Here is a 22,031-nt window from a genome sequence, read left to right as displayed (position 1 = left end):
GTCAGGCCTTCGCGTTGTCGCCGACCTCGTGGTCGCCGAGGATCCGGCGCAGGTAGGCGTACGTCAGGTCGCCCGCCGTGCGGTCGTACTGGTGCTCGTAGCCGTGCTTGGCATACATCGCGAGGTTCTGGACCGAGTCCTGACCGGTGAAGACCCAGATCTCCTCCGTGCCCTCGGGCAGGTGCGGCAGCACGGCGAAGAGCAGCTGCGTGCCGATGCCGCGGCCTTGCAGGTCCGGCGCGACGGCGAGGCGACCGAGCGTGGCCTTCGTCCCCTCGAGCAGCACACGGATCGAGCCGACCAGGCGGTGCCCCGACCAGGCGCCGAGCGTGATCACGCCCTCGGCGACGAGGTCGGCCCGGAGCTGGCTCAGCGTCTGGGTGAGCGGCGGGATGCTCGGGTCGCCGTACACCTGCGCCTCGGTGACGAACGCGGCGCGGCGCAGCGTCAGCAGCTCACCGGCGTCGTCGAGGGACACCGGGCGGATCGAGACGTCAGCGCTCATGCGGCCCATCGTGACACCCGGCGCGGGCCCCCCGCGACCGCCGCTCCGCAGCCGAGACGGCCGTTCACCCGAGCGCCGATGCGGTGTCGGGAGCGACGTACTCGATGCCCATCGCCCGCACCACGGACCGGAGCTCGGCCTCGAAGTACGGCTCGACGTCGCGGAACATGAAGGCCAGCTGCCCGAACACCTCCATGCAGATCACGCCGAAGAGCCGCACCCACGAGCTCGCGAACACCCACAGGGCCGCCATGGGGAGCTCGACCCCGTGGCTCGCCGCGTACTCGCGCAGCTGCGCGCACGCGGCCTCGGGCGCGACGGGCTCGTCGGGCAGCTCGAACGGCTGCTCGGCCCAGATCCGCACGAACAGCCCGAGGAACTGCTCCGCGAAGCGGCGTGAGTGCTCGCAGCAGCTCTCGAGGCCCTTCGGCTCCTCGCGGTCACGGAACATGAGGCCGAACTCGGCCGGGTGGGCGACGGCCCATCGCCGGAACGCCCGGACGGCGAGGTGGAGGCGCGCACCCAGGTCGTCCCCCGACGCTGCGCTCTGCGTCGCGACCTCGTGCGTCACCTCCGCGAAGCAGTCCTCGCACATCGCCTCGAGCAGGTTGTCGAGGCCGGAGTAGTACCGGTACAGCGCCGGAGCGGTCATGCCCATCTGCCGTGCGATGCCGCGCAGCGACACGCCCTGGGCTCCGGTCTCGACGAGCTGCGCGCGCGCGGCCGCCTTGATCTCCGCCTCCGTGGCGGTGCGCTGCCGGTCCCGGCGGGACTCCGTGGTCGCGGACATGGGTGCTCCTCCTGACCGCGCCGCGGGGCCGGGATCGCCGGCGCCCCTTGACGCGAATAAACGGCGCATGCTTCAGTACACGGTGTTAGCAAACAGCGTTCACTGGCGTGATCGCCACTCACACACTACGTGACGGAGACCTGTGATGTTCAGTCGACTCGGCCGGTTCCTCCACCTGCGCCGGCGATGGGTCCTCGCGGCGGCCGTCCTGCTCACGGCCGTCGCGGGCGCGTTCGGCCCGGCCGTGGCGGACGCTGTCAAGGGTGGCGGCTTCGAGGACCCGTCCTCGGAGTCCGCCCGGGCGGCCCAGGCGCTGGAGGACGGATTCGGCCGGGGCGACGCCGACGTCGTCGTGCTCTGGCGCAACGCCGACCTCGAGGCGACCGAGCCGGCGTTCGCCGCCCAGGTCGGCGAGCTGGTCGACGGGCTGCCGGCCGAGGCGGTGGCGCAGGTCCTGACCCCCTGGTCCCCCGAGCTCCCCGAGCCGGCGCGCGCCGGTCTCGTCGGCTCCGACGGGCGCACCGCGATGGTGGTGATCTCGCTCGCGGGGGCGGACGAGAGCGCCCGCGCGGCCGCGTACGACGCCATCGCCGCCGACCTCGTCGCGCCCGACCCCTGGGAGACCGACCTCGCGGGCCCCATCCCGGCCATGACGGAGATGGAGCGCACGTCCGAGCGCGACATCGTGCGTGCCGAGCTGCTCGCGATGCCGGTGCTGCTGGTTCTCCTGGTGCTGATCTTCCGCAGCCTGACGGCCGCGCTCCTGCCGGTGACCATCGGCCTCGTCGCGATCCTCGGCGCCATGGGCCTGCTGCGCCTGCTCACGCTGGTGACCGACGTGTCGACCTTCGCGCTCAACGTCACGACGATCCTCGGGCTCGGCCTCGCGATCGACTACGCGCTGTTCATGGTCAGCCGCTTCCGGGAGGAGCTCGACCGCCACGACGGCGACGTCGGGGCGGCGGTCGAGCGGACCGTCTCCACCGCCGGCCGCACCATCGCCTACTCGGGCCTGACCGTGCTCATCGCGTTCGCGGGGATGCTGTTCTTCCCGCAGATGTTCCTGCGCTCGATGGGGCTGGGCGGCATGGCGGTCGTGCTGCTCGACATGGTGCTCGCGCTCACCCTGCTCCCGGCGATCCTCGCCTCGCTCGGGACACGGGTCGACGCCGGCCGCCTCCCGCGCGGCGTCGCCGGGCGGCTCCCGCGGCGACACCGCGCGCCGAACCCACCGGCGTCCGCCGCCGGCGGGTGGGCTCGGTGGGCACACGCCGTCCTGCGCCGCCCCGGGACCGTCGCCGTCGCCGCGACCGCCCTCCTCGTGGTCGTCGCGCTGCCCGCACTCGACCTGCGTGCCGGCGTCACCGACGTCCGTGACCTCCCGGCGTCGTCGGTGTCCCGGCAGGCGGCGGACCGGGTGAGCGACCAGTTCCCGGCGTCCGCCCAGGTGAGCCTCGACGTCGTCGTGCAGGGCGCGACGGACGACGACGCGCTCGCCGCGTTCGCGGACGCCCTCGCCGCGCTGCCCGGCGCCACCGGCGCAGGGCTCGTGGGCGCCGTCCCGGCCGACGGAACCGACGGGCGCCCGGCGACCGCGCACCTGCGCGTCACGACCGACGGCGTGGTCGACAGCGCGGCGACCGGCGACCTCGTGCGCGCCGTGCGGGCCGTGGACGTGCCCGCGGGCGCCGAGCAGGTGCTCGTCGGCGGCGACGCCGCGGTCAACCTCGACTCGACGGACGCGATCACGCGGACGCTGCCTGGGACGCTCGGCTTCGTGGCCGGCATGACCATGCTGCTGCTGTTCCTCGCGCTCGGCTCGGTGGTGCTGCCGGTCAAGGCGGTGCTGGCCAACGTCCTGTCGCTCGGCGCGACGATGGGCATGATCGTGTGGGGCTTCGGCCAGGGCAACCTCGCCGACCTGCTCGGCTTCAGCGAGACCGGCCGCGTCGACCCGAGCAACCTCGTGCTCATCGGGCTCATCGCCTTCGGGCTCGCGATGGACTACGAGCTGTTCCTGCTGAGCCGGGTCCGCGAGGCGCACCTGCGCGGTGCGACCCCCGGCGCGGCGATCGCCACGGGCCTCGAGCGGTCCGGGCGGACGATCACGAGCGCGGCGCTGCTGCTGGTCGTCGTGCTCGCCGCCATGACGACGAGCAGCCTCGGGTTCCTCCAGCTGATCGGCCTCGGCCTCGCGTTCGCGGTCGTCGTGGACGCGACGATCGTGCGGGCGCTCCTCGTGCCGGCCGTGATGGTGCTGCTCGGCCGCGCGAGCTGGTGGCTCCCGGCACCGCTCGCCCGGCTGCACGCGCGGATCGGGATGAGCGAGGACGACGACGCGTCGGCCGCCGCACCGTCGGCCCCGGGTCCGAGCGAGCCGGCTCACCGCGTGCCGGCCGGCACGCCGAGCTGAGCCTGCGTCTACGCTCTGGCCCTGTGACCGAGGCCCCTGCGACCGAGACCGGCGATCCGACCCACTGGGTGCTCAGCCTCTCGTGCCCCGACCGTCCCGGCATCGTGCACGCGGTCGCCGGGCTGCTGGCCGAGCACGGCGGCAACATCACCGAGTCGCAGCAGTTCGGCGACCCGCTGTCGGGGCTGTTCTTCATGCGGGTCCAGGTGGAGTCGGCCGCCTCGCGCGAGGAGCTCGACACGGCGCTGACCGCCCTCGCCTCGGAGTTCGGCATGACGTGGGACCTCGACGTCGCCGGCCGCAGGATGCGCACGCTCGTCATGGTCTCGACCGCCGCGCACTGCCTCCACGACCTGCTGTTCCGTCAGCAGTCCGAGGGCCTGCCGGTCGACATCGTCGCGGTCGTGTCGAACCACACCGACCTCGCGGGGGTCGCGGGGTTCTACGGGATCCCGTTCCACCACGTCCCGGTCACGAAGGCGACGAAGCCCGACGCCGAGGCGCGGCTGCTCGCCCTCGTCGAGGAGCTCGACGTCGAGCTCGTCGTGCTGGCCCGGTACATGCAGATCCTGTCGGACGACCTCTGCCGGGCCCTCGCCGGCCGGGTCATCAACATCCACCACTCCTTCCTGCCGAGCTTCAAGGGCGCCCGGCCGTACGCGCAGGCGCACGACCGCGGGGTCAAGCTCATCGGGGCGACCGCCCACTACGTCACGGGCGACCTGGACGAGGGCCCGATCATCGAGCAGGACGTCGAGCGGGTGGACCACTCGCGCCACGTCGAGGCGCTCATGGCGCTCGGCCAGGACGTCGAGCGGCGCGCGCTCGCACGAGCCGTCCGCTGGCACGCCGAGCACCGGGTGCTGCTGGACGGGCACCGGACGATCGTCTTCCGCTGACGGCGCGCGGCCGACCGTCGGCCCGGTCGCTCCGCGATCAGCCGCGCAACCACTCCCACACACGGTCCCAGAACGAGCCGCTCCGGCCCGGCCGGTCCTGCTCGACCAGCACCGCGACGGTCCGCGGCGGCACGGTCACGGTGCCCGTCGCCTCGTCCCACTGCGTCTGCTGCACGACGGCGTCGCTCCCCCGGGCCTGGACCCGCGACAGGTCGTAGTCCCGGCCGGCGAGCGCGGCGATCGTCTGCGTCGTCGGCTCGTCGGAGGCGTTGAAGACCGTGAGCACGCCGTCGAGCCTGCGGTCCACGTCCCGCCCCACGACGTCGCGGCCGTCGCGGTCGTCGACGTGCATGACGATGACGCCAGGAGTCGCGTCCGGGCCGCTGCCGGGGAACGTGACCTTGTCACGGATGAGGTCGGCGTCCCCGAGCCGGAACAGCTCGGTCGAGAAGCGGAGCCGGAGCAGGTCCTGCGCCATCGCGTCGCTCGTCGCGATGTCGGCCGGCGCCGGCTTGAGCGCCGGGTTCGCGAGCAACGGCTGCTGGAACGGCCACTTCGCCTCGTTGTCGGCGGCCGGCGGCAGGCCCCTGCCGAAGCCGTTGTCCTGGCCCGTGAAGTCGAGCACGTTGAACCAGTCGCCCGAGTTGTAGCTGTTCCGGTCGAGCGACTTGCTGCGCAGCAGCTCGGCGCCCGCGTGCCAGAACGACGGCGTCTGGGCCAGCGCGGTGGTGGCGAGCGAGACGGTGTTCATCCGGACGCGGTCCGCCATCGGCGTGTCCACCGGCAGCTTGAGCGTGAGCGAGTCGAACAGCGTCTCGTTGTCGTGCGCGTCGACGTAGGTGACGACCTCCTCGGGCGAGTCGGCGTAGCCGGCCGGCTGCCCGTTGTAGTCGATCTGGTCGCCGCGCTGGACCTCGCCCGAGCTGGTGAGGAACTCGTAGTCGCGCAGGTTCCCGGCCAGGCCGAGCCGGACCAGGTCGCCCTGCTGCTGGACCCGCGCGAGCTGCTCGGCCTGCGTCCCGTTCACCGGCGCGCCGTTCGGGTCGGTGTACGCGCCCGAGCCGAAGCCCTGGATCCGCGGGTCCTCGTCGAAGGGCCCGCCGCCGCGCACGGCGTCGCGCAGCCGGTCGCTGAACGTGCCGATCCCGGTCCCGCCCAGCTGACCCTGCGTGGCCTGCGTGAAGAGCCGGTTGTTCGCGACCTCGCCGAAGTTCCAGCCCTCGCCGTACAGGTACACGGCCTTGCCGTCGACGCCGTCACGCTTCTTCGTGAGGCCGTCGAGCGCCGCGCGGACCGCGAGCATCGTGTCGCGCGAGTGGTGGCCCATGAGATCGAAGCGGAAGCCGTCGACCTTGTAGTCGCGCGCCCACGTCACCACCGAGTCGACCATGAGCTTCTCGGCCATGACCTGCTCGGTCGCGACGTTCTGGCAGCACGTCGAGGTCTCGACCTGACCCGCCGCGTCGAGCCGGTGGTAGTAGCCGGGGACCACGCGGTCAAGGATCGACCTCGGGTCCTGACCGCTCGCGGCCGTGTGGTTGAACACCTGGTCGAGCACGACCTGCAGGCCGTCCTGGTGGAGCGCGCCCACCATCGTGCGGAACTCCGCGACCCGGGCGCCGCCGTCGGCGTCGACCGCGTAGGAGCCCTCGGGGGTCGAGAAGTGCAGCGGGTCGTACCCCCAGTTGTAGCCGTCCTGGTCCCGGATCGGCTCGATGCACGCCTGCTGCTCGGGCGAGTCCGGCGCGAAGGACTCGAGGTCGCACGGCGGGGTCGCCTGGGCGTCGCGGTCCTCCTCGATCGTCGCGATGTCGAACGTCGGGAGCAGGTGGACGGTCGTCAGGCCCGCGTCGGCGAGCTCGCGCAGCTGCTGACGTCCGGCGCCGTTCTCCGCGAAGGCGAGGTACGTGCCGCGCTTGGCCGCCGGCACCGACTCGTCGTTGATCGAGAAGTCGCGCACCTGGAGCTCGTAGATGGTCTGGTCGACCGGCTCCACGCGTGGCTGCGGTGTCTTCTCCCAGACCTTGGGCCGGTACGCCTTGTCGTCGAGGTCGACGAGCACCGAGTGCGTCGAGTTCTGGGTGAGCGCGACCGAGTACGGGTCCGTGACCCGGTTGACCTCGACCGCGTCGGTGGTCGGCGCGTAGACCGTCACCTCGTAGAGGTAGCGGGCCCCGTTCCAGGCGCGGGTGCCCGCCGCGGTCCAGGTGCCGTCGTCGGCCCGGCTCATCGCGACCCGCTCAGGCTCGGCCGCCAGGTCGTCGCCCGTCCACACGAGCAGGTCGACCTGCGTCGCGGTCGGCGCCCACAGCGCGAGCGAGGGCGCCTTCTTCTTCCACGTCACCCCGAGGGCACGGTCGGACGCCGCCTCGGCGAACACGTCGTCGACGACGCCGGGGATCTGCATGCCGGTGATCGCCTGCGCGGTGCCGTCCGCGGCGTACTGGCCGACCATCAGCTCGCCCTGGAGGAGCCGGACGACCTCGCCCCGCTCGAGGCCCTCCGCGCCTCCGACCCGCAGCGCGAGGTAGCCCGCGAGCGCGGGGAACCGCTCGAGCTGCGCCTCGCTCAGCCCGGCCGGGTCGTAGGCGAGGTCCTGGACGCTGCCGCCCGCGACGTCGTCGCCGTCGACCTGGTCGTCGACCACCTCGAGCGAGCCGTCCGGCGAGGCGTGCAGGCGCCACGTCAGCGCGCCCGGATCCGTCCCCTCGGGGACCCAGTCGGCGGGGAACGCGATCGTCTCGGCGTCGATCCAGTGCGCCCGCAGCTCGCCGACCCCGGCCAGCGGCGGGTTCTCGACACCGATCGTCAGGAGGTTCGTCGCGAGGTCGTAGCTGAAGGTCACGGGCTCGCCGCCGGGCGCGGCGAACGGGATGTTCGCGCCGTTGAGGGCGCCGCCGGCGCCGTAGTTGACCGCCCACGAGAGGTTGTGCGCGACCTTGACCTCGTAGACCCCGGCGGGCAGGTCGGGGGCCGTGTAGGTGAAGATGCCGTCACCGTCCGGGTCCTGGAGCCAGGTGGCGAGGCAGGCGGGGTCCCAGTCCGCCGCGCAGCCGAGCTCGCTCTGCAGGCTGCCGGGCAGGGTGAGGATGTCGCCCTGCGCGCTCGAGGTGAACCAGTCGGTCACCGGGTCGTAGTAGAAGGTGACCTGCTGCGGGGCGTCACCTGTCACGGTGTAGGCCACGTTCGGGCCGTCCTGGACCCCGCCCGCGCCGTAGTTCAGGGCCCACGAGCCGTTCAGCGCGATCTTGTACTCGTAGGACCCGGGCGGGACGAGGAACGTCCGCGACCAGATGCCGTCCGCGCGCTTGGTCAGCGCCGTGTTCGTGCAGGCCGGGTCCCACTCGGTGCAGAGCGGGCCGCCGGTCGGGTCGTCGGGGTTGCGGAGGTCGTCCTGGTGGCTGCCCGCGATGTTCACGAGCGTGGGCTCGGGCTCCTCGCCGGCGTCCGGGACCACGCCGTCGACCGCGACGCCCACCGACGCGTACGTCGAGTCGGCGACGCGCGTGCCCGCAGCGTCCTGCGTGACCGCGCGGTACTCGACGAGCGTCCCGGGCGCCAGGTCCGCGACGTCGTGGAACACGCGTGGCGTGGTGTCCTCGGCGGTGCCGAGCGGCGTCCACGCGTCGTCGCCGACCACGCGGAAGGCGAAGCTCGTCTCGCTCCAGCGGTCGTCCGCAACGTCGGCGGCGACGGGCGCGAGCCCGCTCAGGCCGGCACCCGCGGCCGGCACGTCGATCGTGATCTCGGGCGCGGCGTCGGCGGCCGCGACGGGCGCGTCGGCCCGGAGCACGACCGCCGCGAGCGGCGGGACCTCGAGCGTGACCCGGCCCGCGGCGTCGGCCGTGACCGCGGTGGTCGTGCCGAGCAGCGGGGCGAACGTCGCGCCCGGGGTGAGCGTCGTCAGCGTGACGGTCGCCGCGGCGTCGTCGTTGTTGAGCGCGACGAGGTGCTCGACCTTCTCGTCGCGGTCGACGCGCGAGAACGCGTAGACGTTGTCCTGCGAGTACCGCTCGAGCTGCGCACCCGTCGCGAGGGCGGGGTAGGTCTCGCGGAGCTCGGCGAGGTCGGCGATGTGGGTGTAGAGCGCGGCGTCGGTGTCGTACCGGTCGACCGAGCCGGCCGGCGTGCCGTCGACGAGCGCCTGGTCGGCGTACTCCTCGACCTGCGTCGCGAACAGCGACTGGCGCGCGTCCTTGTCCTTGCCCTGGAGGTCGCCGTTGCCGACGAAGCCCTGCTCGTCGCCGTAGTACACGACCGGCTGACCGCGGGTGAGGTACATCAGGGAGTGCGCGAGCCGGTCGCGGTCGAGGGGCGAGCCCGAGTCCTTGACCATGTAGCCGATCCGGCCCATGTCGTGGTTGCCCAGGAACGTCGGCAGCGCGTAGGCGTTCGTGTCGGGCGTCGTGTACATGTCGTCGCTCGCGTACAGCTGCGACAGGCTCTGCGCCGAGAACCCGCGGGCGAACGTGCTCGCGGCCGACTGGAACGAGAAGTCCAGGACCGAGCTCATGTCCGTGTCGCGGACGTACGGCGAGGTCTTGGCGGCGTCGGCGTCGAAGACCTCGCCGAACATGAAGAACTCGTCCTTGCCCTGCGCGCGGGCGTAGTCGAGGATCTCGGTGGTCCACTGCTCCCAGAACTCCATGTTGACGTGCTTGGCGGTGTCGATGCGGAAGCCGTCGATGCCGAGGTCGATCCAGTCCTGGTACACCTCGACGAAGCCGTCCACGACCGCCGGGTTCTCGGTCATGAGGTCGTCGAGCCCGTCGAAGTCGCCGTCGTTGACGGACTCGCCGGTCCAGGTCGAGTTGCCCCGGTTGTGGTAGAGCGTCGGGTCGTTGAGCCAGCCGGGCACCTTGAGGTCCGCGTCCTCGGGCGCCACGACGGGCGTGTACGGGAACGACGTCGCCGGGTCGAGCGCGGGGAACGGCCGGCTGCCGTCCGCGTAGTCGGCCGGGTCGAACGGGGTCCCGGTGGCGTCGCGATACGGCTCCGTGGCCTTGTCGACGTAGTCGTACACGCCCTCCTGGTAGGAGATCACGTCGGCCGTGTGGTTCGTGATGATGTCGAAGTAGACCTTGATGCCCCGGGCGTGCGCGTCGGCGATCAGCGCCTCGAGCTCGGCGTTGGTGCCCAGGTGCGGGTCGATCTGCGTGAAGTCGGTGATCCAGTAGCCGTGGTAACCGGCGGAGGCGTTGGCGCCCTCCCCCTGCACGGGCCGGTTCTTGAAGGACGGCGTGAGCCAGATCGCCGTCGTGCCCAGGCCCTCGATGTAGTCGAGGTTCTGGCGCAGACCCGCGAGGTCGCCGCCGTTGTAGAAGCCCTTGTCGGTCGGGTCGAGGCCGGTCACGAGCCGGTCACCGGTGAGGCCGCCCGCGTCGTTGGACGGGTCGCCGTTGGCGAACCGGTCCGTCATGACGAAGTAGAACCGCTCGTCGGAGCCCGGCTGGCGGATGGGCGCGGCGACCAGTGCGTCGTCGGCGTCGGTGTAGTCGCCGGTGAGGTCGACCGGCGCGACGGCGATGCGGCGGGTCGTGTCGTCGAACGTGAAGCGCAGCGTGGCCGGGCCCGCCAGGACGAGCGGGACGTTCGCATCGCCGCCGTCGACGCCGTAGGCCTCGTCCCAGGTGTCGTTGACCGCGACCTTGTACTCGTGGCTGCCCGCGGGGACGGTGAACTCGGCCGCGTAGACGCCTGACGTGCCGGTCGGCGCGAGCTCGGTGTCGGCGCAGTCGGGCTGCCAGTCGTCCGGGCAGCCGAGCTCGCTCTGCAGGCTGCCGACGAGGGCGAACGTGCGGTCGTTGTCGGCCGTCGCCGACGGCGCGGCGACGGCGGCGCCCGTGAGCGCGACGGCGGTCGCGGCGACCAGGGCGACGAGCGGGCGGACGCGGGCAGGCAGAGCGGTCATCGAGAACTCCTTGGTCGCCCGCGCAGCACTGAGCGGGACCTGCATGACGATGCCAAGCAACGTACGGGTTGCCGCAACTTTCAGCAAGAGCCCACTGCTTCAACGCCGCAACGTCCGCACTCCGTGGTGCCCTGGGCCCACGGAGTGCGGACGTTGCGGAAAGGGAGGAGAGGGAACCGTCAGATCAGGCCGAGGCCCTTGACCGCGTCGCGCTCCTCGACGAGCTCGGCGACCGACGCGTCGATGCGTCCGCGCGAGAACTCGTCGATCTCGAGGCCCTGGACGATCTCCCACTCGCCACCCGTCGACGTGACCGGGAACGAGGAGATGAGGCCCTCGGGCACGCCGTACGAGCCGTCGGACACGATCGCCGCGGAGGTCCAGCCGCCGGGCGTCGTGCCGTTGACCCAGTCGTGCACGTGGTCGATCGCCGCGTTGGCCGCCGAGGCCGCCGACGACGCGCCGCGCGCCTCGATGATCGCAGCCCCGCGCTTGGCGACGGTCGGGATGAAGTCGTTCTCGAGCCACGCCTGGTCGTTCACGACCTCGGCCGCCGGACGGCCGCCGATCGACGCGTGGAAGATGTCCGGGTACTGCGTCGCGGAGTGGTTGCCCCAGATCGTGAGCTGCTCGATGTCCGTGACCGCGGCGCCGGTCTTCTTGGCGAGCTGCGACAGCGCGCGGTTGTGGTCCAGGCGCGTCATCGCCGTGAAGCGCGACGACGGCACGTCGGGCGCGTGCGACGCGGCGATGAGCGCGTTCGTGTTGGCCGGGTTGCCCACCACGAGGACGCGGATGTCGTCCGCCGCGCCCGCGTTGATCGCCTCGCCCTGCGGCTTGAAGATCCCACCGTTGGCCGAGAGGAGGTCGCCCCGCTCCATGCCCGCCGTCCGCGGGCGCGCACCCACGAGCAGCGCGACGTTGGCGCCCTCGAAGCCCGCGCGCGGGTCGTCGACGATGTCGATCCCCGCGAGCAGCGGGAACGCGCAGTCGTCGAGCTCCATCGCGGTGCCCTCGGCGGCCTTGACGCCCTGGGGGATCTCGAGCAGCCGGAGCCTCACCGGCGTGTCCGGCCCGAGCAGCTGACCCGACGCGACGCGGAACAGCAGGGCGTAGCCGATCTGGCCGGCGGCACCGGTGACGGTGACGTTGACCGGGGTGGGACGAGCCATCGCAGAACTCCTTCGATCTGGGCTGACGACCTGGGCTGGGACAGGCCGATCGGTGCGCGGGCCGGTCGGCGGGGAGCCGGCCGTCCCGGGCGGGACGGCGTCAGGCGGCGAGCCGCGCCGCGAGGTTCTCGTCGAGCGAGGCGAGGAACTCCTCGGTCGTCTGCCAGGCCTGGTCCGGCCCGACGAGCAGAGCGAGGTCCTTGGTCATCTTGCCGCTCTCGACGGTCTTGACGACCACGTCCTCGAGCGTCTCCGCGAACTGCGTCACCTCGGGCGTGCCGTCGAGCTTGCCGCGGTGCTTGAGGCCACCGGTCCAGGCGAAGATCGACGCGATCGGGTTGGTCGACGTCGGCTTGCCGGCCTGGTGCTGGCGGTAGTGCCGCGTCACCGTGCCGTGCGCCGCCTCCGCCTCGACGCATCTGCCGTCCGGGGTCATGAGGACCGACGTCATGAGACCGAGCGAGCCGAAGCCCTGCGCGACGGTGTCGGACTGCACGTCGCCGTCGTAGTTCTTGCAGGCCCAGACGTAGCCGCCCTCCCACTTCATCGCGGCGGCGACCATGTCGTCGATCAGGCGGTGCTCGTAGGTGAGACCGGCAGCATCGAAGTCGGCCTTGAACTCCGACTCGAACACCTCCTGGAAGATGTCCTTGAACTGGCCGTCGTAGGCCTTGAGGATCGTGTTCTTCGTCGACAGGTAGACCGGGTAGCCCCGCTGCAGTCCGTACGCGAACGACGCCCGCGCGAAGTCACGGATCGAGTCGTTGAAGTTGTACATGCCCATCGCCACGCCACCGCCCTCGGGGTACGTCACGACCTGCTGCTGGATCGGCTCCGAGCCGTCCGTGGGGGTGTAGGTCAGCGTGAGAGTGCCCGCGCCGGGGACCTTGAAGTTGGTCGCGCGGTACTGGTCGCCGAACGCGTGGCGGCCGATGATGATCGGCTTGTTCCAGCCGGGCACCAGGCGCGGGATGTTCGAGATGATGATCGGCTCGCGGAAGACGACGCCGCCGAGGATGTTGCGGATCGTGCCGTTGGGCGAGACCCACATCTTCTTGAGGCCGAACTCCTCGACGCGCGCCTCGTCGGGCGTGATCGTCGCGCACTTGACGCCGACCCCGTGCTCCTTGATGGCGTGCGCGGCGTCGATCGTGACCTGGTCGTCGGTCGCGTCGCGGTTCTCGATCGACAGGTCGTAGTAGCGCAGGTCGACGTCGAGGTACGGGTGGATCAGACGGTCCTTGATGAACTGCCAGATGATCCGGGTCATCTCGTCGCCGTCGAGCTCGACGACGGGGCCGACTACCTTGATCTTGGCCATACGGGCATCTCTCCTGTGCTTGGGCGGTGCCTGCGAGGTGTGGTTGCAGGCGCTGCGGGCCTCGCTCCATCCGGCCTCTGAGGGGTGCTGTCAGCGGCCACCGCACCCGATATTACTCGACGTCGAGATATCTCCGTCCGCCTCTCGACCCGCGGGCGGGTGTCCGTCCGGGCGGGTGCCATGCTGTACCCGCACGGCCCGCCGCGCAGCCCCGCTCGACAGCTCCGCTCCGCAGCCCCGCTCCGCAGCCCCGCGGCGCGGCACCTGCCCCCACACACCGATGACAGGACGATCATGTCGAAGGACACCCCCGACCCCATCCCGACCGACGCCCCGCCGCACGGCACGCCGTCCTCGGCCGCGTCCACAGTCGCGTCCACAGCCGCGTCGTACGACGCCGAGGAGCTGCACCCGGGCGGTGACCTCGTGCTCGAGCCGCTCCGTCCGAGCCTCGCGGTGCGGCTCGGCGCGGAAGCCGTCGGGTCCTACCTGCTCGTGTTCGTCGGGCTCGGGGTGGCGCTCTACTCCGTCCTGTTCGGCACGGGCGTGCTGGGCGTCGCGCTCGCGTTCGGGCTCGCGCTCCTGGGCGGGGCGGTCGCGTTCGGCCACATCTCGGGCGGCCACTTCAACCCTGCCGTCACGATCGGCGCGGCGATCGCGGGCCGCACGCCGTGGCGCGACGTCCTTCCGTACTGGCTCGCTCAGCTCGTCGGCGCGGTGCTCGCCGCCGCGACCCTCTACCTGACCATCCCGGCGACGCTGCCGAGCCTGCTGGGCCCGGAGTCGACCGTGCGGACGTTCTTCACCGGCACGGCCAACGGCTTCGGCGAGAACTCGCAGCTCGCGCGCGTCTCCCAGGGCGAGCACGCCTTCGACCTCGTGCCTGCGCTGGTGGTGGAGATCGTCGCGACCGCGCTGCTGGTCGGGGTCGTCCTCGCCGCGACCAGCCGGCACGTGCACCACGCGCTCGCGCCCATCGCGATGGGGCTCACCTACACGGTCCTCCTGCTCGTCGCCGGCCCGGTCACCAACGGCGGGCTCAATCCCGCGCGCTCGACCGGCGCGGCGCTCTTCTCCGAGAGCTGGGCGCTCGGGCAGCTGTGGCTGTTCTGGCTCGCGCCGGTGGTCGGTGCAGCGCTCGCGGGCCTCGCGAACCGCGCCTTCGCCACCGAGACCATCGAGGACAACCTCCTCGAGGAGGACGACCTCCTGGTCGAGGAGGAGGACGTCGCCGTCGATCGTCTCCGCGACTGAGCCCCGACACCCCGCGGACCGGGCCCGGGCTGCGTTCAGACCAGGGGCACGGTCTGGGACAGGACGCCGACGCCGACGGCCAGCACCACCAGCACGGCGACGTCGTGCGTCCGAGAACGGACGACGAGGCTGGACGGGGACGTCCGGAGCGCCCCGCGCGAGACGGCGAGGATGACGAGGAGGAGCGCCAGCGTCAGACCCCCGACCTGGACGTCGGCCACCCACGTGAGGACCACGGAGAGCGCGATGCCTGCGCACGTCCACCAGAGCCAGGGGCTGCGTCCCGCCGCGAGGCTCGCGAGGGCGGCGCCGCGCGCGTCGTGAGCCTGGTCGGCGTGCTCGACGCCGGTCGCGGCCGACGCCGTGGTCGTCCGGTGGTCCTCCTGCATCGGTCAGCCTCCCGCCGGAAGGCTACCGTTGCGGCGTGCGCGCCACCCCTCGACCGGCTGACGTCGCACGACGTGGTCGGCCGATCCGCTCGGTGGTGGTCGTGGGCGCGGGCCTGGCCGGTGCGCAGACCGCGGCCGCGCTCCGCGCCGAGGGGTTCGACGGGACGGTGACGGTGCTCGGTGCGGAGGACGTCCTGCCGTACGACCGCCCCCCGCTCTCCAAGCACCTGCTGGACCGGCCCCGGCCCGCCTGGCTGATCGAGGAGCTCGGGGTCGATCTGGTCGCCCTCGCCGACGACGTCAGGCTCGGTGTCACCGCGACGTCGCTCGTGGTCGACGACGACGGCGTCACGATCGCGACGACGTCGGCCGCCGCGGGGGCCACGTCGCCGGTCCGCGCCGACGCGCTCGTCGTCGCCTCGGGCGCGCACGCCGTGCGCCCTCAGGGTTGGGCCGGGGTGACGCTGCACACCGCCGCCGATGCCGCCGCCCTCCGTCCGCGCCTGGTGCCCGGCGCGCGCCTCGTCGTCGTGGGCGCGGGCTGGATCGGGGCCGAGGTCGCCGGTGCGGCCGCCGCCGCCGGTGTCGACGTCACGGTCGTCGAGGCAGGCGCGGCCCCGCTCGCCGCCGCCCTCGGCGAGCGCGTCGGCGCGCTGACGATCCCGTGGTACGAGACGGCCGGCGTCCGACTCCTGACCGGAGACCCCGCCGCTGCGGTGCGCGACGACGGCGTCCGCCTCGCCGACGGCACGGAGCTCGCCGCCGACGTCGTGCTCGTGGCCGTCGGCGTGCGCCCGGCGACCGGCTGGATCGGGTCCGCGCTCCCCCGGGACCCCGATGGCTCGCTGCGGGTGGACCCGGAGCACCGCATCCTGGACGGACCGCCGCACGTGCGCGCCGTCGGCGACGTCGCGCGCCGCTGGTCGCCGCGGCACGGGTGGGTCGCCGGCGGCCACTGGGACGCCGCGCTCCGCGGCCCCGCGACGGCCGTCCGCGCGCTCCTCGACGACGGCGCGGGGCGCGAGGGTGCCGGCGCGGTCGCCGACCCTGCGCCGTACGTCTTCTCGACCCAGCTCGGCCACGACCTCACGCTGCTCGGCCGGCAGGACCCGACGGACGAGCTCGTGCTCCGCGGGGATCCGGCCGGGCCCGGCGGCTGGGCTGCCCTGTGGTTCGCGCCGGCCGGGCCGGGCCTCGCGACCGACGGCGCAGCCGAGGCCACGGCCGACGACGCGGACGACGCCCGTGGCGCCGCCGGTGCAGCCGCTGCTCGCAGGCTGACCGCTGCGCTCGTGGTCGACCGCCCGCGGGACGTCGGCGCCGCCCGACGCCTGTTCACGGGCGCCACGCTCCCGCTGCTCGACCCGGCGCTCGCCGCCGACCCCGAGCGCCCCCTGCGCGACGCCGTCGTCGGCTGACGCCCGCCGCTCCGGCGGCGCGTACCCTCCCGCCCCTCTCGTCGAGTGCGACGTCCTGACGGTCATCCGCCCGGGATGGGCGTGGGGGACGTCACACTCGGCGGGCCTGCCGCACGGTCCTCAGTGGGCGAAGTGGCGCGTGCCCGTCAGGTAGAGCGTGATGCCGGCCGCCTCGGCGGCCGCGATCACCTCGTCGTCACGCACCGAGCCACCCGGCTGCACGACGGCGCGGACCCCGGCGTCGAGCAGCACCTGCAGCCCGTCCGCGAAGGGGAAGAACGCGTCCGACGCCGCGACCGAGCCCGCCGCGCGCCCGCCGTCGCCCGTGCCCGCGCGCTCGACCGCGAGGCGGCACGAGTCGACCCGGTTGACCTGCCCCATCCCCACGCCGACGGACGCGCCGTCGCGCGCGAGCAGGATCGCGTTGGACTTGACCGCCCGGACCGCGCGCCAGGCGAACGCGAGGTCCGCGAGCGTCGCCTCGTCGGCCGGGGTCCCGGTCGCGAGCGTCCACGCGGTCGGGTCGTCGCCCGGCGCGTCCACGCGGTCGACCTGCTGCAGCAGGAGGCCACCGCTGATCGGGCGCAGCTCGGCCCCTGCGCGCGGCGGCGCGGTGACCTCGAGCAGGCGGATGTTCTTCTTCGCGGTGAGGATCTCGAGGGCCTCGGGCTCGAAGCCCGGCGCCACGACGACCTCGGTGAACACCGGCGCGACCTGCTCGGCCATCGCCGCGGTGACGACCTGGTTGGCGGCGATCACCCCGCCGAACGCGGACAGCGGGTCGCACGCGTGCGCCTTGGCGTGCGCCTGCGCGATGTCGGACCCGACCGCGATGCCGCACGGGTTCGCGTGCTTGATGATGGCGACCGCGGGACCGCCGTGGTCGTGCGCGGCCCGCCACGCGGCGTCGGCGTCGACGTAGTTGTTGTAGGACATCTCCTTGCCGTGCAGCTGCGTGGCCTGCGCGAGACCGACGGTCCCGTCACCCTGGGTGTAGAGCGCCGCGGCCTGGTGCGGGTTCTCCCCGTACCGCAGCACGGCCTGCCGGTCCCACGTGCCACCGACCCAGCCCGGGAACGGCGAGCCCTCGCTCGCGTCCGGAGCGAGCACGTTCCCGATCCAGCTCGCGACCGCGACGTCGTACGTCGCGGTGTGCCGGAACGCGGACGCCGCGAGCGCCCGCCGCTCGGCGAGCGTGAAGCCGCCCTGGTCGAGCGCGACGCCGATCGCGCCGTACTGCGCCGGGTCGACGACGACGGCGACGCTCGGGTGGTTCTTCGCTGCGGCCCGGACCATCGACGGCCCGCCGATGTCGATCTGCTCGATGCACTCGTCCGGCGTCGCGCCCGACGCGACCGTCGCGGTGAACGGGTAGAGGTTGACCACGACGAGGTCGAACGCGGCGATCCCGAGGTCCGCGAGCTGCGCGAGGTGCTCGGGCCGCCGCGTGTCCGCGAGGATCCCCGCGTGGACGCGCGGGTGGAGCGTCTTGACGCGCCCGTCGAGGCACTCGGGGAAGCCGGTCAGCTCCTCGACGGGCGTGACGGGCACGCCCGCGGACGCGATGGTCGCCGCGGTGGAGCCCGTCGAGACGAGCTCGACCCCGGCGGCGTGCAGGGCGGTGGCGAGCCCGGTCAGCCCGGACTTGTCGTAGACGCTGACGAGCGCGCGTCGCAGCGGACGTCGGGTCTCCGTGGCGGTCGGGTCAGCGGTCTCGCTGGTGCTGGGCCGGCTGGTCGGCTGGCTGGTGCTGGGCTGGCTGGACATGGCTCTCCCGGGTCGGCACGGCCTGTGCGCGGTGCACAGCAGGGGACCCAGGCGCCCAGGCGAACGGCGCTCCGGCGGGGAACTGCGGCCGCTCCCCGGTGGTTGGGCCCACCTCAGGTACGCCAGTCACGGCCTCGGTCAGGGTATCGGACCCAGCGCGGAGGAACGCGCCGCGCACCGGTGCGGAGGGTCCGGCCGGCGGCGACGCGGGCTCAACGGACGACGACGCGGCGCCCCTCCACGGTGAGCGCGCCCCGGGCGATCCGGCCGACCCAGTCGACCAGCAGCGCGCGCTCGACGACCTTGATGCGCTCGTGGAGGCTCGCCTCGTCGTCGTCGGGCTCGACCGCCACCGCGGCCTGGGCGACGATCGGGCCGGTGTCGACCCCGGCGTCGACCACGTGGAGCGTGCAGCCCGTCACCGTGACGCCGTGGGCGAGCGCGTCGCGGACGCCGTGGGCACCCGGGAACGACGGCAGCAGCGCCGGGTGCGTGTTGAGGACGCAGCCGGGGAACCGCTCGAGGAAAGCCGTGCCGAGGATGCGCATGAAGCCCGCGCTGACCACGAGCTCGGGCCGGAACACGGCGACGGCCTCCGCGAGGCCGCGGTCCCAGTCCGCGCGCTCGGCGAAGTCCCGCGGCGCCACGACCGCGGTCGGCACCCCGGCCGCGCGCGCGAGCTCGAGCCCGCCCGCGGCGGGGTTGTCGCTCACGACCCCGACGACGCGCGCGCCGTACGAGGCGTCGTCGTGCGCGGCGAGGAGTGCGGCGAGGTTGCTGCCCGCGCCGGAGACGAGGACGACCAGCCGCCGGGCCGACGTCGTCCCCACGGGTTCGCCGCCGGGAGTGGTCAGGCCGGACGGTCCACGAGCTGCGCTCACGGCGACGACCCTAGCTCCGGTCGGCCGGGCCGTCAGCATGGCCCTGACGGCTCTGGGCGTCCAGATCGCCGCCGCCGAGGGCCGCAGGGCGCACGAGCCCGTCGCTGCCGAGCAGGGTTCACCGAGGGTCCGGGAGACGACCTGGCCCCGAGCCGGCGCACTCCTCGGGTGGGGGAGAATGGTCGGGTGGGCAATCCGTACGCACCGCCGTCGGGCACTGCCTCGCGCCCGCCCACCCCGCCGCCGCACCCGCCCGAGCAGCCGCCGCACCCCGCGCCGCCCCCGCCGCAGCCGCCGGAGCCCGGCCGGCCCGACCCGACGGGTCGTCGGCCGGCGCGCCGCCCTGCCGACCCGGAGGCGGCCCGCGCGGCCAGCCGCCAGGTGATGCACTTCGGCGTGATGCTGCTGGCCGCGGTGATGACCAACACGCTGCCGCTGCCGTGGCAGGCGGGCTCGTTCCTGTTCCTCGTCGCCGCGCTCGTGGTGGGCGTCCGGGCGCTGGTGTCGGTCTGGCGGGCCGGGCTGCGCGGTGTGCTGCTGCCGGTGCTCGCGCTCGGGCTCGTGTTCACCGCGCTGCTCTCGTTGTCGATGATCGGCCTGCTCACGCTGTGGCCCGTGCAGATGGAACGCCAGGACTGCCTGCGCGACGCGCTGACGATCGCCGCCGAGGAGCGCTGCGAGAAGGCGTTCGACACCACGGTCGAGGAGCGGCTCCTCGACCGCGGCATGGGGCGGTCGGGCTAGCCCTGGCCCGACGGGTCGGTTCGGCGTGCGGCGTCGTCCGCCGCAGTGTCCTCGTCGCCGACCGCAGCGTGCTGGACGTCCAGCTCGTCCACGTCGTCCACCTCGCCCTCGTCGTTCTGCACGTCGAGCCCCACGCTCCCCCGCTCGCTGCCGCCCCGCGTGAGCCGGCGCGCAGCGCGTGCCGCCTCCGTCCGGACCTCGACGCGTGCGGGCAGCACCACGACGACGAGCCCGATCAGGGTCCCGACCAGGGTCGACAGCCCGACGAGCACCCCGGAGGCACCGACCTCCGTCATCCGCCCCGGGCCGACCGACCCGCTCGCGAGCGAGACGAGCGCCCCCGCTGCCAGGCCCGCGGTGGCGCTCGCGCACGCGCACGCCAGGAGCGGTCGCCACCACGCACCGGGTTCCAGGCGGCGGTGCAGCCACCAGCCCGCCACCCCGCCGACGCCGACGAGCACCAGCGGCAGCCACGCCGTGAGCTGGAACGGGCTGTCGGGGGTGGGCAGCGCTCCGAGCACGGGCAGCGCGGGGAGCGGGCCCGGCACCACCTCGGCGGGCGTGAAGTACGACCCCGTGCCCACCACGAAGCCCGGGCCGGCCACGTACGCGAGGGCCCACATGACCAGGACCGGCAGCAGCGCGAGCTGGGCGAGCGTCAGGACCGTGCCACCGACGACGTCGAGCCCGAGGCTGACACCCACCTCGGCCACGGTGTCGCGCCCCTGCACGATCCACGTCGCCGCGACGCCTGCCGCGACCATGACGAGCAGCGCCGCCGCGAGACCACCGGCCGCCGCCCCGACGCGGACGGCCGACGGCACCCGGCTCCAGAGCGGTCGGCTCAGCTCGTGCAGCTCCGGTGCGCCGGGCCGGGCGAGCAGGCCGGCGCCCAGGCTGAGCCCCGCGACCACCAGTCCGCCGACGCCGGCACGCAGCACGCCCGTGGCGCCGGCGCCCACGCCCACCGCGACGCCGAGCACGACGGCGACGTACCCGAGCACCGCGGCCGCGAACCCCGACCACGTCGCATGCCCCGAGCGGCGCGCCGAGGCGTAGCCGGAGAACAGCGCGAGCGCGGTGATGCCGAGAGGCACGAGCGTGACCGCCACACCGCCGACCGCGAGCGGGACGCCGTGGCCGAGCAACCAGAACGAGGCGCCGACGCCGACCGACCGGACCCAGCCGACGTCGGCGTTGGACGGGTCGGCAGACGTGACCACGTACGCCGCGACCGTGGGCGCCACCACGACCGCGAGGGAGAGGATCGCCGCCTGGAGGCCCGCCGCCAGTCCGCCCGCCCAGCGGGGGGCTCCGTCGATCGCGCTCGCGAACGGGCTCGGCGAGCCGTCGTCGGTCGTCAGGACCCGGCGGCCGAGCTGGGACAGCCGGTCGCCGGCGCGGGGCGCGGGGGGAGCCGTCGGTCGGGTCACCGTCCCATGGTCACTGCTGAGCGGCCCGGATCCGGACTCCGGCACGCCGCGAGCGGTGTGCGCACACCCACACCGGCGGTCCGCAGCCCGCCAGGACGACGCAACGTCCGAGCGCTGACGTCGTCGAGGACGTCAGCGCTCGGACGTTGCGGTGGTGCGTGGTGCGGGTGCGCGCGGGTCAGGCGGAGAGGATCGCGCGCATGAGGTCGGCGGTCTCGCTCGGCGTCTTGCCGACCTTGACCCCCGCGGCCTCGAGGGCCTCCTTCTTGGCCTGGGCGGTGCCGGACGAGCCGGAGACGATGGCGCCGGCGTGGCCCATCGTCTTGCCCTCGGGGGCCGTGAACCCGGCGACGTAGCCGACGACCGGCTTCGTGACGTGCTCCTTGATGTACGCGGCCGCGCGCTCCTCGGCGTCGCCCCCGATCTCGCCGATCATGACGATCGCCGTGGTGTCGGGGTCCGCCTCGAACGCCTCGAGCGCGTCGATGTGCGTGGTGCCGATGATCGGGTCGCCGCCGATGCCGATGGCGGTCGAGAACCCGAAGTCACGCAGCTCGTACATCATCTGGTAGGTCAGCGTGCCCGACTTGGACACGAGGCCGATCTTGCCGGGGCCGGCGATGTTCGCCGGGATGATGCCGACGTTCGACCTCCCGGGGCTGATCAGGCCGGGGCAGTTGGGGCCGATGAGCCGCACGCCCTTGCTCTGCGCGTACGTGAAGAACTCCGCGGTGTCGTCGACCGGGATGCCCTCGGTGATGATGACGACGAGCGGGACCCCGGCGTCGGCCGCCTCGATCACGGCCGCCTTGGTGTGCGCGGGCGGCACGAAGATCACGGACACGTCCGCGCCGGTCTTCTCGACCGCCTCGGCGACCGTGCCGAACACGGGCACGGAGACGGAGCCGGTGGCCCCGTCCGCCCCGTCCGCCCCGTCCGCCCCGTCCGCTCCGTTCGCGGGGAAGTCCACCGAGGTGCCCGCCTTGCGGGGGTTCACGCCGCCGACCACGTTCGTGCCCGAGGCGAGCATGCGGGTCGTGTGCTTCTGCCCCTCGGAGCCGGTCATGCCCTGGACGATGACCTTGGAGGCCTCAGTCAGGAAGATTGCCATCGTTGCGTTCTCTCGTCTCTGTC

15 protein-coding genes and 1 riboswitch are annotated in these 22,031 nt (G+C 73.4%); of the genes, 5 read left to right on the top strand and 10 right to left on the bottom strand.

All coding sequences use genetic code 11. The annotated features are described in order from the left end of the window. Position 1 precedes the first annotated feature (1 nt). Entirely contained in the window at positions 2-514 is a 513-nt protein-coding gene (locus HIR71_RS01900) for a GNAT family N-acetyltransferase (protein ID WP_169322922.1), read from the bottom strand. Positions 515-569: 55 nt separating this feature from the next. Next, the gene (locus tag HIR71_RS01895; RefSeq protein WP_169322921.1) at positions 570-1,295 is read right to left on the bottom strand and encodes a TetR/AcrR family transcriptional regulator; all 726 of its coding nucleotides are present in this window, start codon (positions 1,293-1,295) and stop codon (positions 570-572) included. A 145-nt stretch (positions 1,296-1,440) separates the two neighbouring features. On the opposite strand from HIR71_RS01895, the gene HIR71_RS01890 reads away from it, so the two are divergent. Together HIR71_RS01890 and purU are read left to right on the top strand one after the other, a co-directional pair. Next, positions 1,441-3,708 (top strand): MMPL family transporter, encoded by a 2,268-nt coding sequence (locus HIR71_RS01890; protein ID WP_169322920.1) that lies wholly within the window; start codon positions 1,441-1,443, stop codon positions 3,706-3,708. Positions 3,709-3,731: 23 nt separating this feature from the next. After that, the gene (gene purU / locus HIR71_RS01885) at positions 3,732-4,607 is read left to right on the top strand and encodes a formyltetrahydrofolate deformylase (protein WP_169322919.1); all 876 of its coding nucleotides are present in this window, start codon (positions 3,732-3,734) and stop codon (positions 4,605-4,607) included. A 37-nt stretch (positions 4,608-4,644) separates the two neighbouring features. Here purU and pulA read toward each other — a convergent pair whose 3' ends face one another. The 3 genes from pulA to HIR71_RS01870 all read right to left on the bottom strand — a co-directional run bounded on the left by pulA (position 4,645) and on the right by HIR71_RS01870 (position 13,011). Then, the gene (gene pulA / locus HIR71_RS01880; RefSeq protein WP_169322918.1) at positions 4,645-10,518 is read right to left on the bottom strand and encodes a pullulanase-type alpha-1,6-glucosidase; all 5,874 of its coding nucleotides are present in this window, start codon (positions 10,516-10,518) and stop codon (positions 4,645-4,647) included. 179 nt (positions 10,519-10,697) lie between these two features. Next, a complete protein-coding gene (locus tag HIR71_RS01875; RefSeq protein ID WP_169322917.1) occupies positions 10,698-11,690 on the bottom strand; it encodes a malate dehydrogenase in 993 nt (330 codons plus the stop codon). A gap of 100 nt (positions 11,691-11,790) precedes the next feature. Further along, the gene (locus HIR71_RS01870; protein ID WP_169322916.1) at positions 11,791-13,011 is read right to left on the bottom strand and encodes an NADP-dependent isocitrate dehydrogenase; all 1,221 of its coding nucleotides are present in this window, start codon (positions 13,009-13,011) and stop codon (positions 11,791-11,793) included. Positions 13,012-13,305: 294 nt separating this feature from the next. Here HIR71_RS01870 and HIR71_RS01865 point away from each other — a divergent pair, with 294 nt between their 5' ends. Beyond that, positions 13,306-14,265: an aquaporin gene (locus HIR71_RS01865; RefSeq protein ID WP_169322915.1), complete on the top strand. Its 960-nt coding sequence runs from the start codon at positions 13,306-13,308 to the stop codon at positions 14,263-14,265. Between the two features lie 35 nt (positions 14,266-14,300). On the opposite strand, the gene HIR71_RS16610 is transcribed toward HIR71_RS01865, so the two are convergent. After that, positions 14,301-14,654 (bottom strand): DUF3017 domain-containing protein, encoded by a 354-nt coding sequence (locus HIR71_RS16610; protein ID WP_169322914.1) that lies wholly within the window; start codon positions 14,652-14,654, stop codon positions 14,301-14,303. Positions 14,655-14,689: 35 nt separating this feature from the next. Between HIR71_RS16610 and HIR71_RS01855 the strand changes: the two genes are divergently transcribed. Continuing rightward, positions 14,690-16,072 carry an FAD-dependent oxidoreductase gene (locus HIR71_RS01855; RefSeq protein WP_311836022.1) on the top strand — a complete coding sequence of 461 codons (1,383 nt, stop codon included), beginning with the start codon at positions 14,690-14,692 and terminating at the stop codon, positions 16,070-16,072. Positions 16,073-16,192: 120 nt separating this feature from the next. Here the strand turns inward: HIR71_RS01855 and purH are convergent, their stop codons facing one another. Both purH and purN read right to left on the bottom strand, forming a co-directional pair. Beyond that, entirely contained in the window at positions 16,193-17,839 is a 1,647-nt protein-coding gene (gene purH / locus HIR71_RS01850) for a bifunctional phosphoribosylaminoimidazolecarboxamide formyltransferase/IMP cyclohydrolase (protein WP_169322913.1), read from the bottom strand. A gap of 46 nt (positions 17,840-17,885) precedes the next feature. Beyond that, positions 17,886-17,979: riboswitch (ZMP/ZTP riboswitch) on the bottom strand. A gap of 72 nt (positions 17,980-18,051) precedes the next feature. Further along, the gene (gene purN / locus HIR71_RS01845; RefSeq protein WP_249051483.1) at positions 18,052-18,693 is read right to left on the bottom strand and encodes a phosphoribosylglycinamide formyltransferase; all 642 of its coding nucleotides are present in this window, start codon (positions 18,691-18,693) and stop codon (positions 18,052-18,054) included. 213 nt (positions 18,694-18,906) lie between these two features. Between purN and HIR71_RS16340 the strand changes: the two genes are divergently transcribed. Next, positions 18,907-19,464, top strand: coding sequence for a hypothetical protein (locus tag HIR71_RS16340; RefSeq protein WP_211373670.1), 558 nt, complete (start codon positions 18,907-18,909; stop codon positions 19,462-19,464). Here the strand turns inward: HIR71_RS16340 and HIR71_RS01835 are convergent. Beyond that, entirely contained in the window at positions 19,461-20,897 is a 1,437-nt protein-coding gene (locus HIR71_RS01835; protein ID WP_169322911.1) for a cell division protein PerM, read from the bottom strand. The genes HIR71_RS16340 and HIR71_RS01835 overlap by 4 nt on opposite strands. Positions 20,898-21,075: 178 nt before the next feature. Next, a complete protein-coding gene (gene sucD, locus HIR71_RS01830) occupies positions 21,076-22,008 on the bottom strand; it encodes a succinate--CoA ligase subunit alpha (protein WP_169322910.1) in 933 nt (310 codons plus the stop codon). Positions 22,009-22,031: the final 23 nt, after the last annotated feature.

Source organism: Cellulomonas fimi (assembly GCF_012952065.1).
Classification (GTDB): domain Bacteria; phylum Actinomycetota; class Actinomycetes; order Actinomycetales; family Cellulomonadaceae; genus Pengzhenrongella; species Pengzhenrongella fimi_A.
Note: the sequence above shows the minus strand (reverse complement) of the source record. Positions and strands in the feature narration are given on the sequence as shown.

Bases quoted from the DNA above. Each gene is read 5' to 3' on its own strand.
- HIR71_RS01900 (WP_169322922.1), bottom strand. From the start codon at position 514: ATGGGCCGCATGAGCGCTGACGTCTCGATCCGCCCGGTGTCCCTCGAC.
- HIR71_RS01895 (WP_169322921.1), bottom strand. From the start codon at position 1,295: ATGTCCGCGACCACGGAGTCCCGCCGGGACCGGCAGCGCACCGCCACG.
- HIR71_RS01890 (WP_169322920.1), top strand. From the start codon at position 1,441: ATGTTCAGTCGACTCGGCCGGTTCCTCCACCTGCGCCGGCGATGGGTC.
- pulA (WP_169322918.1), bottom strand. From the start codon at position 10,518: ATGACCGCTCTGCCTGCCCGCGTCCGCCCGCTCGTCGCCCTGGTCGCC.
- HIR71_RS01875 (WP_169322917.1), bottom strand. From the start codon at position 11,690: ATGGCTCGTCCCACCCCGGTCAACGTCACCGTCACCGGTGCCGCCGGC.
- HIR71_RS01870 (WP_169322916.1), bottom strand. From the start codon at position 13,011: ATGGCCAAGATCAAGGTAGTCGGCCCCGTCGTCGAGCTCGACGGCGAC.
- HIR71_RS01865 (WP_169322915.1), top strand. From the start codon at position 13,306: ATGTCGAAGGACACCCCCGACCCCATCCCGACCGACGCCCCGCCGCAC.
- HIR71_RS16610 (WP_169322914.1), bottom strand. From the start codon at position 14,654: ATGCAGGAGGACCACCGGACGACCACGGCGTCGGCCGCGACCGGCGTC.
- purH (WP_169322913.1), bottom strand. From the start codon at position 17,839: ATGTCCAGCCAGCCCAGCACCAGCCAGCCGACCAGCCGGCCCAGCACC.
- sucD (WP_169322910.1), bottom strand. From the start codon at position 22,008: ATGGCAATCTTCCTGACTGAGGCCTCCAAGGTCATCGTCCAGGGCATG.